12 protein-coding genes and 2 pseudogenes are annotated in these 16,217 nt (G+C 59.6%); 11 read left to right on the forward strand and 3 right to left on the reverse strand.

What is annotated here, in order from left to right; translation table 11 throughout:
• Window positions 1–248: 248 nt before the first annotated feature.
• The 4 genes and pseudogenes from ltrA (at window position 249) to HB778_RS36030 (ending at window position 5,043) form a co-directional block, all read left to right on the forward strand.
• Window positions 249–1,728 (forward strand): annotated as a pseudogene (ltrA, locus tag HB778_RS36015) (group II intron reverse transcriptase/maturase).
• A gap of 144 nt (window positions 1,729–1,872) precedes the next feature.
• Entirely contained in the window at window positions 1,873–3,123 is a 1,251-nt protein-coding gene (locus tag HB778_RS36020) for a tyrosine-type recombinase/integrase (protein WP_183465393.1), read from the forward strand.
• Window positions 3,120–4,055, forward strand: a complete 936-nt coding sequence (locus HB778_RS36025; RefSeq protein WP_183465394.1) for a tyrosine-type recombinase/integrase — start codon at window positions 3,120–3,122, stop codon at window positions 4,053–4,055. The genes HB778_RS36020 and HB778_RS36025 overlap by 4 nt, the downstream gene beginning before the upstream one ends.
• Window positions 4,048–5,043, forward strand: coding sequence for a tyrosine-type recombinase/integrase (locus HB778_RS36030; protein ID WP_183465395.1), 996 nt, complete (start codon window positions 4,048–4,050; stop codon window positions 5,041–5,043). The genes HB778_RS36025 and HB778_RS36030 overlap by 8 nt, the downstream gene beginning before the upstream one ends.
• Window positions 5,044–5,245: 202 nt before the next feature.
• Here the strand turns inward: HB778_RS36030 and HB778_RS36035 are convergent, their stop codons facing one another.
• Window positions 5,246–5,839: a recombinase family protein gene (locus tag HB778_RS36035; protein WP_183465506.1), complete on the reverse strand. Its 594-nt coding sequence runs from the start codon at window positions 5,837–5,839 to the stop codon at window positions 5,246–5,248.
• Window positions 5,840–5,993: 154 nt separating this feature from the next.
• Between HB778_RS36035 and HB778_RS36040 the strand changes: the two genes are divergently transcribed.
• Window positions 5,994–8,969 carry a Tn3 family transposase gene (locus HB778_RS36040; protein WP_183465396.1) on the forward strand — a complete coding sequence of 992 codons (2,976 nt, stop codon included), beginning with the start codon at window positions 5,994–5,996 and terminating at the stop codon, window positions 8,967–8,969.
• Window positions 8,970–9,084: 115 nt separating this feature from the next.
• Window positions 9,085–10,179: an IS1595 family transposase gene (locus HB778_RS36045; RefSeq protein WP_183465397.1), complete on the forward strand. Its 1,095-nt coding sequence runs from the start codon at window positions 9,085–9,087 to the stop codon at window positions 10,177–10,179.
• A gap of 158 nt (window positions 10,180–10,337) precedes the next feature.
• Here HB778_RS36045 and HB778_RS36050 read toward each other — a convergent pair.
• Window positions 10,338–11,228: pseudogene (locus tag HB778_RS36050) on the reverse strand (IS1380 family transposase); the annotation flags it as partial.
• A 200-nt stretch (window positions 11,229–11,428) separates the two neighbouring features.
• Window positions 11,429–12,322, reverse strand: a complete 894-nt coding sequence (locus tag HB778_RS36055; protein ID WP_183465398.1) for a hypothetical protein — start codon at window positions 12,320–12,322, stop codon at window positions 11,429–11,431.
• Window positions 12,323–12,493: 171 nt separating this feature from the next.
• Between HB778_RS36055 and HB778_RS36060 the strand changes: the two genes are divergently transcribed.
• From HB778_RS36060 to HB778_RS36075, 5 genes are read left to right on the forward strand one after another with little or no spacing between them, the layout of a single operon-like run.
• Window positions 12,494–13,069, forward strand: a complete 576-nt coding sequence (locus HB778_RS36060; protein WP_183465399.1) for a hypothetical protein — start codon at window positions 12,494–12,496, stop codon at window positions 13,067–13,069.
• 23 nt (window positions 13,070–13,092) lie between these two features.
• On the forward strand, window positions 13,093–13,902 hold the full coding sequence (locus HB778_RS42185) for a hypothetical protein (RefSeq protein ID WP_244662048.1): 810 nt from the start codon (window positions 13,093–13,095) through the stop codon (window positions 13,900–13,902).
• On the forward strand, window positions 13,856–14,452 hold the full coding sequence (locus tag HB778_RS42190) for a hypothetical protein (protein WP_244662049.1): 597 nt from the start codon (window positions 13,856–13,858) through the stop codon (window positions 14,450–14,452). The genes HB778_RS42185 and HB778_RS42190 overlap by 47 nt, the downstream gene beginning before the upstream one ends.
• Entirely contained in the window at window positions 14,436–15,626 is a 1,191-nt protein-coding gene (locus HB778_RS36070; RefSeq protein WP_183465400.1) for a helix-turn-helix domain-containing protein, read from the forward strand. The genes HB778_RS42190 and HB778_RS36070 overlap by 17 nt, the downstream gene beginning before the upstream one ends.
• Window positions 15,601–16,215, forward strand: coding sequence for a DNA-binding protein (locus HB778_RS36075; RefSeq protein WP_183465401.1), 615 nt, complete (start codon window positions 15,601–15,603; stop codon window positions 16,213–16,215). Before HB778_RS36070 ends, HB778_RS36075 begins: the two co-directional genes overlap by 26 nt.
• Window positions 16,216–16,217: the final 2 nt, after the last annotated feature.

The raw sequence follows: 16,217 nt of genomic DNA on the forward strand, positions 1-16,217 counted from the left end.
GCGTTGACAGGGGAGCATGTAGGCCAGCCATTGAACCGCGAAATTGACGCTTCTCGGGTGCCGACGTTCGTCTTGTGTGCGGAAGGCAATATGAATCGGTGCGACAGCGCGAGTGTCGATTCAACCCGGCGTGGTCTGAGACCCTGGCATGCATGGACGCTCCTTGCGCGGGAACCGGGAGACCTCGGGATTGGCCAGAGTGGGATGCCACTGCTGGTCCGCATCGGGAAGGCGAGGAGCCGAATCCGGTGAAGAACGATCTCGAGGAGTCAGATCCTGCCATAGTAGCAACGAACCTTGCGAACAACGCCGGAGTATCGGTGGCGGAGCAAGGGGAGCCAAGGGCAGGAACCAAGGGGAATGCGGACCAGCAAAGCACGCGCCGGGCACAGGACCGGGAAAGTGTGTCCCATGCGCTGGACCGCATACGGAATGCTGCAAGGCAAAGGAAGAAGGAGAAGTTCACCGCTCTCTTCCATCACATCAATCCAGAGATGCTGAGGACGGCGTTCTACGCACTCAAGCGTAACGCAGCCCCCGGCGTGGACGGACAAACGTGGCGAACCTACGAAGCAGACCTCGATCAAAGGATCGTGGACCTGCATAGTCGGGTTCAACGGGGAGTGTATCGTGCCCTTCCGTCCCGGCGGACGTATATACCGAAGCCAGACGGACGGCAGCGACCGATCGCAATTGCCGCCCTTGAAGACAAGATTGTCCAGAGGGCGACGGCGACGGTGCTGAACCAAATCTACGAGGAAGACTTCCTCGGGTTCAGCTATGGGTTCCGACCAGAGTGCGGCCAGCATGATGCGCTGGACGCTCTGTTTGTCGGAATCGAAACGCGGAAGGTGAGCTTCATTCTGGACGCCGACGTTGCGGGCTTTTTTCGACGGCGTCAGCCAGGATTGGCTGGTCCGTTTCGTGGAGCACCGCGTCGGTGACAGGCGCATCATCCACCTGATCCGCAAATGGCTCAGGGCGGGTGTTCTGGAAGACGGGATCGTTACTGTAAGTGAAAGGGGAACGGGACAAGGATCGGTGATTTCGCCGCTACTTTCCAATATCTACCTGCACTACGTCTTTGATCTTTGGGCCGATCGTTGGCGACGACGTGAGGCCACCGGCGACGTGATTATCGTGCGCTACGCGGACGATATCGTGGTTGGCTTCGAACACGAAGCCGATGCCCGGCGTTTCTGGGACATGATGCGGCAACGGCTGCAGGAGTTTGCGTTGCAACTCCATCCGGAAAAGACCCGACTGATCGAGTTTGGCCGCTATGCGGCTCAGGCCCGCCGCAGGAAAGGGCTTGGCAAACCGGAGACGTTCAACTTCCTCGGTTTTACGCACATCTGCGGCAAGACCCGGCATGGCCGGTTCCAGATCCTCCGGAAAAGCCGGAGGGACCGCAGAATGGCGAAGCTGACGGAGGTCAAGAACGAGTTGCGACGGCGCATGCATTGGCCCATCCCAGAGCAGGGACGATGGCTGAAGCAGGTGCTTACTGGCTATTATGCCTATCACGCTGTACCGACCAATTTTCGGTCGCTCGGCGTCTTTCGCGACCGCATCATCAGGCTCTGGGCTCAGACGCTTCGGCGGCGGAGCCAGAGACATCGATTGATCTGGGAGAGAATGATACGGCTTGCCAATGACTGGCTCCCGCGCCCCCGGATCCTTCATCCTTGGCCGCGTATACGCTTCGCCGTCAAACACCCAAGGTAGGAGCCGGATGCGTAATGTGGCTTCGGTAGAGATGTGGCGTCGGCCGCGGCGGGCCAGAGGCGGCAGGCCGGTGAGGATGCCGAGCGCCACATAACAAACTGGATATAGGTGATCGGATTTCCCACCTCACTGGAGATCCGAGGCATGTTCGAGGACTTATTCGCCTACCCGAAGGTCGTAGCGCGTCACCATGACGGGCCCGAGGCCTCGAAGCGGCTGCGCTATCTCAAGCATCTCGCCGATCAGCGTGCGGCTCGTGAGACTTTGCTGCGCACGGCCCGCGAACTGCTGGTCATTGCGGAGCGGCTGGACCTGTCCGGCGGCAGGTGCGTCAGGCAGGCCGAGATCGACGCGGCCGCTCAATCTTGGGCCCGATACCAGCACGCGCGAAACAGAGCCTGCGGTGAGAAGTGGTCACGGCGTTTGTTCCATGACGTCGCCGCAGCGTGGCTTTGCTTTCTTGGCCAGCTTGACGAACCGGCTCCCAACGAACCGAAGGCCCATTGTGAAAAGGTCGACGACTTCATCGCCTATCAACATGATGAGCGTGGCTTGTCGGCGAGCACCCTAGCCAACCAACGCTGGCAGGTAGAGACTTTCCTCGAACATTTAGGCGTCGAAAAATCTTCGATCGCCGACATCACCGTTGCAGACGTAGACGCTTTCCTCAACGTAAAGGGTCGTGGCGGGTGGTCTCGGGTGTCGGTAGCGACGAGCGCGCACGCCCTGCGCGCGTTCTTCCGCCATGCTCAGCGTCGACAATGGTGTTGCCCCGGAATCGCCGCAGCGATCGACGCGCCGCGACTGTTCAGGGAAGAAGCTTTGCCGATGGGCCCGGCATGGCCCGATGTCCAGCGGCTCCTTGAGAGCACGAGGGACAGGACCGCGCGTGACGTCCGTGACCACGCGATTCTAAAGCTGCTCGCGATCTACGGACTGCGAAGCGGCGAAGTCCGCGGTCTTTGTCTCGAAGACATCGATTGGACGAGAGAGGTCATCAAGGTGACCCGGTCCAAGCAGCGCAAGACGCAATACTACCCCCTGGTGACCTCCGTCGGCGACGCTGTTGTGAGTTACCTTCAGCTGGCGCGCCCCCGCTGCCGTCGCCATGAGGTCTTCCTCACCCTCAAGGCCCCGTTCCGGCCGCTGTCGGCGAGCGCAGTGTACCATGTGGTTGCAAGCCGACTGAGCGCCCTGGGCGTTCAGTCGATGCATTTTGGCCCTCATGGACTTCGCCACGCCTGCGCCACCCACCTTGTTGCGCAAGGTCTGAGCCTGAAGGAGATCGGGGACCATCTCGGCCATCGCAGCGCCTTTGCGACCCGCACCTACGCCAGGGTCGACCTTGCCGGACTGCGCGAGGTCGGGGCGTTCGATCTGGGAGGACTGGCATGATCCTTTCAGAAATTATCGCCAGCTTTGTCGATCACCGGCAAGCAATCGGAATGCGCTTCCGCACGGAGGCGCGCACGCTCAAGTCGTTCTGTCGCTTCGTCGGCGACAGACCTCTGCCGGAGGTGACGGCCGACCGAGTGTTGCCCTTTCTGGCGGGACGCGGCCCGGTGACCCGTTTCTGGGAACGAAAGCATTCTGTTCTGGCGGGCTTCTATCGGTTCGCGATGGCCCGGGGGCATACAAACATATGGCCGTTGCCACGCGCCGTCCCCAAGCCGACGGAAGCCTTCGTTCCCTATATTTACTCCCGCGAGGAGATCGGTCGTTTACTCGACGCCGTCGTCCTGATCGACCATCCTCGCTGTCCTATTGATCCGGACACATACCGAACGCTCCTGCTTGTCCTTTACGGCGCGGGGCTTCGCCTTGGCGAGGCACTGTCCCTCACCTTAGCCGACGTCGACCTCGAGGAAGGGGTCCTGTGCGTCCGCGAGAGCAAGTTTTACAAGACCAGACTGGCTCCGATCGGCCACGACCTCGTGCGCATCTTATCCCGGCACGCTTCTCGCCGCCGCGAAGGCCAGTCTGCAGAATCCCTCTGGTTCCTCACGCGCCGGGGCGCCCCTGTGACCCTGCAACACGCTGAGAGGGTGTTCTGCCGATTACGCGTCAAAGCGAATGTCGTCTGCGCCGGCGCCGGGCCGCGACATCAGCCTCGCTTGCATGACCTTCGTCATAGTTTTGCAGTTCACCGCCTCCTCTCCTGGTATCGCCAAGGCGCCGACGTCCAACGGCTTCTGCCCAAGCTCTCAACCTACCTTGGCCACGTCAACATCTCGGGCACGCAGCGATACCTAACCCTAACCCCGGACCTTCTGCGTGAGGCCAGCGCGCGCTTCGAGCATTACGCCATGGAGATGCCCAATGCGTGACGAGGCGCTCCTTGGCCCCTGGATCCGGCGGTTCCTACTCGAACACGTGGTTGCCGAACGCAATCTCGCCCGCAACACCCAGCAGGGTTACCGCGACGGCTTATGTCAGCTTCTCCCGTTCGTTGCGAAGCGGGTCGGCAAGTCTATTGATCGCCTGAATGTCGTCGATTTATCGGCCGAGCTAATCCGCGCCTTCTTGACCGATATCGAAGTGACGCGTCGATGTTCGATCGCCACCCGAAATCAACGTCTTGCCGCCGTTCGGGCGTTCGCTGGCTTTGTCGGTGAGCATAGCCCCGTCCACATCGAATGGTCGGGCCAGATCCGTTCGATCCCGTTCAAGAAGACCTATCAGGCGGTCGTTCCTTACCTCGAAAAGGCGGAGATCGACGCCTTGCTCGCCGCTCCAGATCGGCGGACGGAGCAGGGTCGGCGCGACTACGCCCTGCTGCTGTTCCTCTACAACACTGGTGCGAGAGCGTCAGAGGCGGTCGGCGTCAAGGTGGCGGACCTGGACCTGAACGCCCCCAGCGTCAAAATCCATGGCAAGGGCGGCAAGCAGCGATACTGCCCATTGTGGACCGCCACCGTCGTCGAGTTACGGGCACTCGTCGCTGACGGAGCCCCTTCTCGATCCGTCTTCCTCAATCGCTGCGGCCAACCCATCACTCGCTTCGGGATCCATACCGCCGTCGAGCGTTATGGCCTCAAGGTCGTCGCCAAAATGCCGTCGTTGGCGACAAAGCGCGTAAGCCCTCACTCTATCCGCCACACCACGGCGACCCATCTCCTGCGCGCCGGCGTCGACATCAACACAGTCCGCGGATGGCTCGGGCACGTCTCGCTGGACACCACGAACGTCTATGCAGAGGTCGACTTCGAGACCAAGGCTAAGGCGCTCGAAAAATGCGAGGCGCCGAGTCTCGGCAAGATCCCAAAACGATGGCGTGACCAACCGGCGCTGATGGACTTCCTTCGGTCCCTGTAACCCGCTTTGTTATGTGGCGCTCGGCATCCTCACCGGCCTGCCGCTTCTGGCCCGCGGCGGCCGACGCCACATCTCTACCGAAGCCACATTACGCATCAAATGTGTTTGAGCACATTTGATGCCGGAATTCCGCTCGTCCGGATCTGTGCGGGGGTACCCAGTAATGGGCATCCCTACCGCGATAGCTGCTCGAAATCATACGCTAAGGTTGAACGGAACGTGAACTGTCGTCTCTGACGCGCATGATGGTTTGTCGGCTGGTTTGGAACTTTCTGGCGAGAGCTGAAACGCTCATCCCGTTGGCCAGCCCTTGAAGAACATCATGCTTCCGCGTTTCGTTGAGCCGCGCTGGTCGGCCAAGGGTCTTTCCTTCTGATCTTGCCCGTTTGAGGCCAGACTGCGTGCGTTCGATAAGCAGATCACGTTCGAACTGTGCGACGGCATTGATGACGTTCATGGTCATTTTGCCAGCGGAGCTTGCGAGATCGACACCACCCAGAGCGAGGCAGTGAACCCGGACACCCAATTCCTCCAGTTTTCCTACTGTGGTGCTCACATCGATGGCGTCCCGACCAAGACGGTCGAGCTTCGTCACGATGAGCACATCCCCGGCTTCGAGCTTATCCATGAGCCGGATGAAGCCCCGGCGCCGCGCAATGGCGATACTGCCGGAAATAGTTTCGGTGACGATGCGACGTGGCTCGATGTGGAACCCGGCGGCCTGGATTTCCTGGATCTGGTTTTCAGTCGTTTGGCCGGTCGTGGAGACACGGACGTAGGCAAAGGTGCGTGGCATAAGCTCGATTCGTCCGAATAGGCTGTCCGAAATGTCGGGCATGTCCGTAATTATGTCAAGCTAATTTGTGGACAGTGCGATTTCACCCTGTACGGAACCGGTCGTTTTCGGACATGCCGGAGGCCATCGGCGCGATGTTGCATGGAGTAAAGAAATGGCCCGGCGGAAGCTTCTCAAAATTCAGGATCGACAGGAGCTGTTCGGCGTGCCAACCGATGAAGACAGTTTGATCCGTCACTATACTCTGTCTCCGGTCGACCGGCTGGAGATCGAAGTGCGCAGGCGAAAACATAACCAACTCGGCTTTGCTGCCCAGCTTTGCATGATGCGATATCCGGGCAGGACGCTCATGGCGGCCGAAATACCGCCGCGGGCAATGCTCAACTATATCGCCGAGCAACTGGATGCCGATCCGGAAAGCTTTAGCTCCTATGCGAGGCGAGAGCCGACCCGACTGGAACACGTCTCGCACCTCCTCGCCTATCTTGGGATGAGAACCGCGGCAGCTCCGGACCGGCGAGCCGCCTTGATGTCCGCAATCGAAACGGCAGCGACAACCGACAAGGGGTCTCCTATTGCCAAGGCAATCGTCACCACCATGCGGGAACGCAATGTGGTGCTTCCCACGCCGGACACCATAGAGCGGATCGGGCTGGCGGCACGCGCCATAGCGCGACGGCGTGCGGAAGCGGCGTTGATCTCCGGCTTTTCCCCTGAGCAGCTTCAGAGCCTCGACGATTTGCTGAAGGTCGATCCTGCAATTGCACAGACGCGGTTCTATTGGCTACGATCGGCCCCGGACGCACCCGGCGCCAGCAACCTGGTCGCGATGATGGAAAGGCTCTCCTTCATTCGCACCCTTGATATCGATCCCCGCCTGCAGGGCCGTATCCATTCCGGACGCTGGGACCAGATGATCCGGGAGGGCGATGTCACGCCGGCTTGGCTTGCCGCTGATTTCAACGCCAGCCGTCGACGCGCGACGATCGTCGCCCAGGTTATCAAGCTCGGCCACAAGCTGACCGACGACGCGATCACCATGTTCATCAAGCTGATCGGCAGGCTCTTTTCCCAGGCCAACAATCGCAAGAAGCAGCGCCATGCCGAAACGCGCAAAGAGACGGCGAAGGTGCTCCGGCTGTTTCTCGATACGATTTCCGCCCTTCAGGCCGCCAACGACAACGATGAGGATGCGATCGAGACGATCAACCGGCACGTCGGCTGGCATCGTCTTTTGCAGGTAAAGCCCGCTCTCGAAGCCATGGTGGAAAATGGAGATCCTGATCCATTGCTTGTGGCGGTGGAGCAATACGCGAACGTCCGCAAATATGCGGCGCTGTTCCTACGGACCTTCGCTTTCCGCTCGGCTCGCCGGAACGATCCCCTGCTTGCGGCGATTGAGACCCTCAAATCCCTCTACGAAGATGGGCGGCGCAGCCTTCCAGATCGGGTTCCGGTTGCCCATCTCGGCGCGACGGCCCGCAAATTGATCTTCAGCGGATCAAAACCTGATCGTCGTCTCTACGAGATTGCCACGCTGGCGGCGTTGCGGGAGCGCCTTCGCTCAGCAGATGTCTGGGTCGAAGGCAGCAGGGCATTTCGCCCGATGGATGAGCATCTTATGCCGCGTCCGGCCTTCTCCGATCTCAAAGAAACCGACCAGCTCGGTCTCGGCGTACAGCGCGACGGGGCGGCATGGCTCGCGCAAATGCAGCAATTGCTCGACTTCAATCTGAAACGCCTCGCACACCGCGCCCGGAACGGCAAGCTTGAGGGTGTCCGTCTCGAGGCCGGAACCCTGCTGGTGACGCCGCTGGCCAGCGAGGTTCCCGCCGCAGCCGAGGAACTGAATCTTGAGCTGAACGACATGTACCCGCTCGTCGAGGTGCCAGATCTTCTCAGAGAGGTGCATGAGTGGACGGGCTTTGCCGACCAGTTCACCCATGTGCGAACGGGCGACATGCCGCAAAACATCGCTGCTATGCTCGCCGGCACCCTCGCGGACGCCACCAATCTCGGGCCGAAACGCATGGCGGGTGCATCGAAAGGGATCAGCGCCCATCAGATCGGCTGGATGCGCATGTTCCATGCCAGGACCGAAACTTATCGGGCGGCGCAGGCAAGCGTGACCGACGCCCATGCGCGTCATCCCCATGCTCTGCTCTGGGGCAATGGAACGACCGCGTCTTCCGACGGTCAATTCTTCCGGGCCAGTGATCGTGCTGCAGGGCGCGGCGACATCAATCTGCACTATGGCAGCGAGCCAGGCACCAAATTCTATAGCCATCTCTCCGATCAGTACGGCTACTTCAGCATCCTGCCGATCAGTCCGACCGAAAGCGAGGCGGCCTATGTTCTGGACGGGCTGTTCGATCATGACACCTTCCTCGACATCGATGAGCATTTTACGGACACAGGCGGCGCTAGCGACCATGTGTTTGCTCTCTTTGCCCTGATCGGCAAACGCTTTGCGCCCCGCCTGCGCAATCTCAAGGACCGAAAATTCCACACGTTCGAAAAAGCCGATATCCATCCGGCCCTCGCGGACCATATCGGCGTGCAGATCAATACCGCGCTCATCATGGAATATTGGGATGATCTGCTGCATCTGGCGGCGTCGATCCGCACGCGCGCCGTTGCACCCTCGACGATTCTCAAAAAGCTGGCAGCGTCACCGAATCCGAGTCAGTTGGCCAAAGCCCTGCGGGAACTCGGCCGTATCGAGCGATCCTTATTCATGATCGAGTGGTATTCCAGCCCGGCCCTGCGTCGGCGGTGCCAAGCCGGTCTCAACAAGGGCGAGGCCGCGCACAAACTCAAGCGTGCCGTCTTCTTCCATGAGCGCGGCGAAATCCGCGACCGATCGTTCGAGAGCCAGGCATTCCGCGCCTCCGGCCTTAATCTGGTCGTCAGTGCCATCGTCCATTGGAACACCGTCTACCTTAGCCGCGCCGTCGCCCATTTGCGGCAGAATGGTCGGAATATTCCCGATATCTTGCTCAAGCACGTCTCGCCGCTCAGTTGGGAGCACATCAATCTCACCGGCATTTACGCTTGGGACGCTGCGCCGGACCTCCCGGAAGGCTTCAGGCCGCTCCGCTTGCCGACGAAATTGCTCTGGGCGGCATAATGTTCATGCTCCGTTCGACCTTAGCGTATGAGGCCCTTATCAACCAAAGACCGCAATATCCTTGTGACCTATAGCTTTTCATGCGATTCTTCGGGCTGGTCTGAAGGAGGTGAGAATGCCTGAAATACTTGCAGCGCTTTCCAACATTCGGACTGTTGAAGAAATGATCGCGGCCTTCCGGGATGAGCAGCATTCCCGTCGGTTGCTGGAAAGCATGGTGTGGCCGGATGGCCGGATCTGCCCCGCCTGCGGATACAAACGTTCGATCGCGCTTGCCGGTCGCGATACCGGCAAGCGTCGCGCCCGACCGGGCCTTTATCAATGTTCCAGCGGCGATTGCCGGTTCCAGTTCACGGTGACGACACACACGCCTCTGCACTCCACGAAGCTTCCCATGCGTGTTTGGCTGAAGGCAATGTGGCTGTTACTGCAATCCGACAAGGGCTTGTCGTCGGTGCGCCTGGCCGAGGCGCTCGGGGTGAGCCAGCCAACGGCCTGGCGGATGGGACATGCACTGCGTCTCATGGTGGCGCGGGAAAACATGCTCGTCGGCACGGTTGAGATCGACCATTTCCATCTCGGGGGAAGTCCCCGAAAGCGGCCGGATGACCCACCTCCGGGACGGGGCCGGAAAGGCCAGGCGAATACGGACAAAACGCCAGTCATGGCCATGGTGCAGCGGCCGACCGACGTCACGCCTGGCGCTCCGTCCGGTGACGCGCGTGCCGCGGTCGTGACCAGTCTCTCGGCGCGAGCAAGCGAACGCGTCACTGAAGCGCAGATCGAATTGGGAGCTCATTTGATGAGCGACGAGTGGAAGGCATTCATGGCCATTGGTGAGAGCTTTGCCAAGCACGAGACCGTGAAGCATTCCAGCGGTGAGTATGTCCGGGACGCCGTCCACGTCAATTCGGTCGAAGGTTTCAACTCCCGCGTCCGCCGTACCATCGCCGGCGTCTTTCATCATATCAGCCCGCAGCATGCCGACCTGTATTTCCACGAGATCGGCTTCCGATGGTCGCAGCGCGTCGTCACAGGAAACGTCATTCGCAAAACCCGGCATGGCCGGGAGAGCGTGCGAACCTTGTGGTCGCGCGTGCCGCCTGCGCTGCAATTGACGAATGTTTTTCGCACCGCCACGGGTCGTCAGATGCGCCGAAGCCCGCATGGCGGCATCATCATCAAATCAGCCGTAGCTGTCTTTGGTTGATAAAGGCCGCGTATGATTTCGAGCAGTTCTTGTTCTGACCCCATGTAGGTGCATTTTGACAAGCCTGGTCGGGCGGCGGGGCTGATCCGTCGGTGATGGGAGGCGGGGTTTGCGGGTTGATGTTGGCGGGTTCGGTTCGGGGCATCTTGGCCCCGTCGCTATGTCACAAGCCGCGGGATGCGGTCGAGGACGATGCGCAGGATGCGCTGGTCAGGGCAGGATGTCGGCAGGTGCAGGCGGATCTGGGTCTTCATCTCGACCACCCGCGCAGCGATCTTGATGAGGCGCAATCGCAGCGTGTCGAATTGGGCGACGGCAAAGCTCGAGCGTTTCGGCATCGCAGCGCGCAGGCCCCACATCAGCCAATAGGCGCCCGCATGTAGGAGAAGCCGGAACTGGTTGGCCGTCGCTCTGGTGCAGGATGTGCGGTCAGCGGCAAGATGCGTCTTCCACGACTTGATGTGGTTCTCGGCTGCGCCGCGCTGGCAGTAGACATCCTCGTAGAGCGCCTTGGCCTTCCCACCGGCAAGATTGGTGACGATGAAGCGGGTCTCAGTCCCTTGAGTTCCGACCTCGACGCGGGCGATGATCCGCTCGACGCGGCTCCAGCTGCCGGCGCCGTCGACAAACTCCTTGAAGCGGCGGACCTTGGCTGTTTTCGCCGACGCCTCAAAACGCGCCAGCGTGGTGGCTTCCAAATGCGCGACATGCTTGTGCAGGGTCGTGGTGGGCGCCAAGCCGAGGATGAAGTCGACACCGTTGGCGCGGCAGCAGCCAATGACCAGTGGACTGCAATAATGGCTGTCGGCCCGGATCAGGATCCGTGTGTTCGGCCAATTGCTCCGGATCGCCCGCACCAGGCGGCGCAGGTGGGGGCGGATTTCTGCCCCACTCGGCCGCTTGGCCGGCCGCAGGATCGCGCTGACGAACCGGCCATCGCCATCGAACACCACGATCGGCTGGAAGCCGTATTCGTCGTAATGCGCGTTGAACAGGCGCAATTGCTGACCGCCATGCACGGCATCAAAAGTATCGTCGATGTCGAGCACCGCCCACTGATGACAAACCGCTCAGCGGCAGCGTAGGATCGTTCATGGCGGGTGTGGTCTCCGGGAAATGATACGGATCGGCCTTAGCAACCAAATCTACGTCATTTCAACGGCTTGCACCACATCCGCCAACCCACCATGAATTTTTCGGGCTAGATGGATGTTTCTAGCGGGCACCTGATAAAGAGCCTGACAAGTGCCTAGTAGTCCGTGATCTTCGCGAAATTGTCGTCCTCGCTATCCCCGTCGTCATACCAGCTCGACGTGTCGATTGACGGGTTGGGGTCCTGAAACGCCTTCAACGCGCCGACTGGCGCCGACATGGTGAGCAGAAAGGGGAAATCCGTGCGGATCTCGGCTCCCATGTCCCTCTGGAAGTCACTTTTCGATCCGTAAGACAGTTCGACATAGACATCTCCGGTCACGCGATAATTGACTAGGGCTGGACCAATGGATGTAATTTCCAGGCTTCCAATCTGAACTCCATCGACGGCGGATCGGGTCGAAAGAATGTCGATCTCGCTGAACATCTCCTGAGTAAATACTTCCAATGCATGGTCATTGACGGCATATTCGACGGCTCTGCGCACCCCCCTGCGACATTCCTCCAACGTTTCGAAAAAGGCCACAAACGTGGCAACGGCATCGCACGCGAAGGCCTCTGCTTCTTCGGGGGCAACCTCGATGGTGTTGGGACGTACGTGAGTGAATTTGCTGAGCTGGTCTATGACCGCGAGCATCTCGCCATGGATTTCATTCGATTCTACGCCTAAGGCTGCTACCGCCTCGTCTGATAGGCCTCCCTGGATGCCAAATCTGATTCTCTGACGACGACTGGGACGACCATCTTGTGTCTCCGCCGAGAACCATTCGCAGCTTTTCACCTCGTCGTCTGGGGCCACAGTATGGAGTGTGTGGCCATATAGTTCTCGAAGCCCCGCGGAAAAGTGCGAAAGCCTCAATGGATTCGCCGTCACCCACAAAGCCATCATTGAGCCTGATAGGACCTGAGTAGAAAACTCATCCGTCAGCAGCTCCTGGAGTCTGGCAGCGAGTGTTTCGAGCTTGCTAGCCTGCAACTGGCCTTGAGCCATGGATCGTCTCTTCCCCTGTTCGACTAGCCGATCGGAAGTTAGCACTCAAACCTGTAAGACGCGTCACGCGAATTGGCTCTTCCTCGACTTTACGTGGCGATGTCAGAAATTGGAACCGATATATTGACTTTGTCAGCTCCTGCGCCTACTTTCCCGACACGGGAGGTGATCATGACTGATGGACCGTTCAGGAATGCGGAATTGCCCAGCCGCTGGAAGCGGTACGGCCAAGAACTGGTTAGCGATGCCGCGAGCCTCGAAGAGCGCACGATGCATGCCTGCCACAGCATGGTTGGTGATGTGGACATGAAGGCATTCAGTCCTGTTTTCGACGAACTCAAAACCTACGCAGAGCGTGCCCAAATGGACCTGGACCCTGTCACGATGGTCGAAACGATTTTCGAGAACCATGTGCCATCGCCTTTGGCGGATACGTTGCAACGGCACTTGATAGCCAACCTCCGCGATCAAATATCTCCCGATAGGGCACTTAGTGAGGCACTCGAAACCACGGCGAAAGAGTGGATCGGCACCACCAAGAACAGGCTCGACGAGGAATGCATCCGTGCCCGTGAACTCGGCGATATGAGCCGAGAAGATTACCGCAAAGGAATCGAGCGGAATCGCGAGACGTTCGCTGCGATCAAGTCCAGCGAGCTCAGTGATGCCTTGGCAACCTGCAACAAGCGCGCTTTCCGTCAGGCGGTTCAGAAGAATGGCAGCGTGGATGTAGGGCCGGAAGAGTGAGAGCCGATCCGAAAATGTCACCAATGGCGGATAAGCGCCTCTTCGTTATCGAGGAGAGGCAGGATCCGGGTCGAATGCTCCCAAAGGACGCTGCGATCGCGGGAGTCGGCCGTCATATTCACTTTAACGCGGCGGTTCTGGATACCTTCGACGTGAAGGGATGCAAGCCGCGGCACTATGACATGCTCGTTCTCAGCGCCGCGATCGAGTTCGCCGACCGGCGTTGGAAGCGCCCGTTGGGATGGCGCCGCACCTTGGATGTGACGGTCCCAGTAATCGACCTTAAGACGTGGCAAAAGCCGGACGTTCTGAAGACCCTGCACAGTGTCTTGAATCACCTGACCGGCGACGCGTGGCGACTGACCTTTGTTCAGGCGAAGAACCTGTCGCCAATCGGCTCACGGCAGATTCCGTTGGACTTCGGCAAGGCCAAGACGTTCGCCGTCGCTTACAGCGATGGTTTGGATTCGCGTGCCGTCTCGGCTCTGAGCGGGAACGAGGACGAGGCACTGTGCATCCGGGTCGCCGGCAATCGTCAAAGCCGGAAAAAGGAAGATAGCTATTTCACGCAGATTCCGTTCAAGGTGAAGGGGTATCGCGGCAACGAGAGCAGCTTCCGCTCGCGGGGGATTTCAGTTTGCGGCGGTGACGGCGATTGCCGCACAACTCTCAGGTGTGACGCGTATCATTGTTCCGGAGAGCGGCCAGGGCGCACTCGGGCCGGTGCTGCTTCCGCTGCACAACATCTACGCCGACTATCGCAACCATCCGACGTTCTTCCGGAAAATGGAGCGATTCACCAAGGCATTGCTGGGCCACCGGGTCCGGTTTGAGCAGCCACGCCTGTGGTCGACGAAAGGCCAAACGTTGCGCGCGTTTTTGGGCATAGTCGGAAAGTCCGAACAGCACCTGACGAGTACCCATTCTTGCTGGCAAACGCGCCGCATCGTCAATGTAGGCGGCAGGAAGCAGTGTGGCCTGTGCGCTGCATGCTTGCTGAGGCGCCTCAGCCTGCATGCCGCTGGCGTCAACGAAGCGTCCGGTACGTACGTCGTGTCCAACCTTGCCGCTTCTGACGCATCCAATGCTTTGTCGGTCATACCCCAAAAGGCCGATCGGGACATCATGGTCGAGTACGGAAGCGTTGGCGCGCGGCACCTGCAGCATCTTGCGGAAATGGCCGACCTGCCGGACGACGCCCTTCGCGTTCACGCCTCGCAAATCGCGGCCGCGACTGAGGCAACCTACGAGGAAACTCTGAAGAAACTGAGGACGATGTTGGTGACGCATGCCGCGGAATGGCGGGTATTTCTATCCGCACAAGGAGATCAAGGGTTTTTGAATAGCTGGATGGATGGAGGGCGCTATGGCCGATCTGAATGAGCTGAGCGCACGGGAGATAGGACGCCGCTTGCGGATAGCACGGGAGAACGCAGACATCCGCCAGGATGACGCCGCCGAGGTCATCGGCATGTCCCGTCCCACCCTCGTATCCATCGAGAAGGGTGTGCGCCGTGTGCGTATCCAGGAAATCCAGATGCTCGCCCGCCGCTACGGCGTATCGGTAAATGCCCTTCTCCGCCGCGAGGCAGTGCATACCGATTTGATGCCGCGCTTCCGCAAGCTGCGCGAGACCGAGGACACGCACACCACTGAAGCCGTTAAGTTATTCAACGACCTGATCAAAGCCGACGTTGAAATGGAGAATATCCTCGGAATCCAGCGGCGGCGAAATTACCCTCCAGAGCGCGGCATCAACGACGGCGACGTTGTGGCTCTCGCCGAAAAGCATGCCAAGGAATTGCGCGACTGGCTGGGCCTCGGCCCGGGACCGATTGCCGACATCTTCTCGGTCATTGAACTGGGTCTCGGCATCCGGTTGTATCAGCGCCGTCTCTCCTCCAGTTCAAAGGTTGCCGGCCTCTTTAGCCACGATGAGAGCGTCGGCGCCTGCATTCTTCTCAACGCCAATCATCCATTGCCGAGGCGCATCCAGTCGGCGGCGCATGAGGTCGGCCACTTCTATGGTACCCGCCAAACTCCCGAAGTGCTCGAAGACGATGAGAAATTCCTCTCGCGCGATGAACGCTACGCCAACGCCTTTGGCCGTGCATTCCTGACGCCAGCCGAGAGCTTCTCAGAAAGCTTCCGCCAACTGAAGGAGATCACCGGCAAAACTACCCGGCGCCTGATCATTCTCCTCGCCCAGCAATATAATATCTCGCGCCAAGCATGCGGGCTTCGGCTCGAGGAACTAGGCCTGGCCAAGAAGGGTACCTGGGCATGGTTCGAAAACAACGGAGGCATCACCGATGACCATGTCAGAGAAGTTATGGGCGAGATGGCCGATCGGCGCGATTCGGCGAAGAGCGACGCGGACCGAACCATTTCCCACCGCCTGAGCCTGATGGCGCATGCCGCCTGGAAACGTGAGCTGATGTCAGAAGGACAATTGGCGGAGCTTCTGAAGGTGGGCAGAGTGGAGCTTCGCGGTATTATCGACCAGATCGAGCTTGAGGAAAGAGGCACGGATGAGTTGCTCAAGCTCCCTGATTAATATCGCGGATCCGCTGGTTCTCGACACGAGTGTTCTGATCAACCTTCACGCTTGCAAATATGGCGAGCGCATCCTCTCGGCCATTCCTAACGATGTCGTCGTGCCGGAGATCGTAGCTGGAGAACTGGAGCACGAGACGAGCCGCCGGAACGGCGAGCATCTCTTTCTGCATGGCCTCGTGACAGGTGGAATCGTGACGCTCGCCACTATGACCGACGCGGAGTATGAAATTTTTCATGAGCTCACGTCCACCTCGCCCTCCCTCGACGACGGCGAAGCCGCGACGATCGCCATCGCTGAGGCTAGAAATTTTTTGCCCGTTATCGACGAACGGAGGGGGCGACGGCGCGCCAGCGCCCTTATGAACACGCGAACTGTTGGCTGGTCGTTAGACCTTTTCCATCATCCGACGGCAATTGCCGTCCTCGGCGATCAACTTGTCATCGAAGCGCTCTACCTCGCCCTTCGCGAGGGACGCATGCGAGTCCCATCGGAAAGTGTGGACAATATCATCGCACTTATTGGCATGGAACGTTCGTACGATTGCACCGTAAGCGGTGCGCGAAGGCACCTTGCAATAGGCCGATGAAC

The sequence above is a fragment of the Mesorhizobium huakuii genome (genome assembly GCF_014189455.1).
Classification (GTDB): Bacteria; Pseudomonadota; Alphaproteobacteria; order Rhizobiales; family Rhizobiaceae; genus Mesorhizobium; species Mesorhizobium huakuii_A.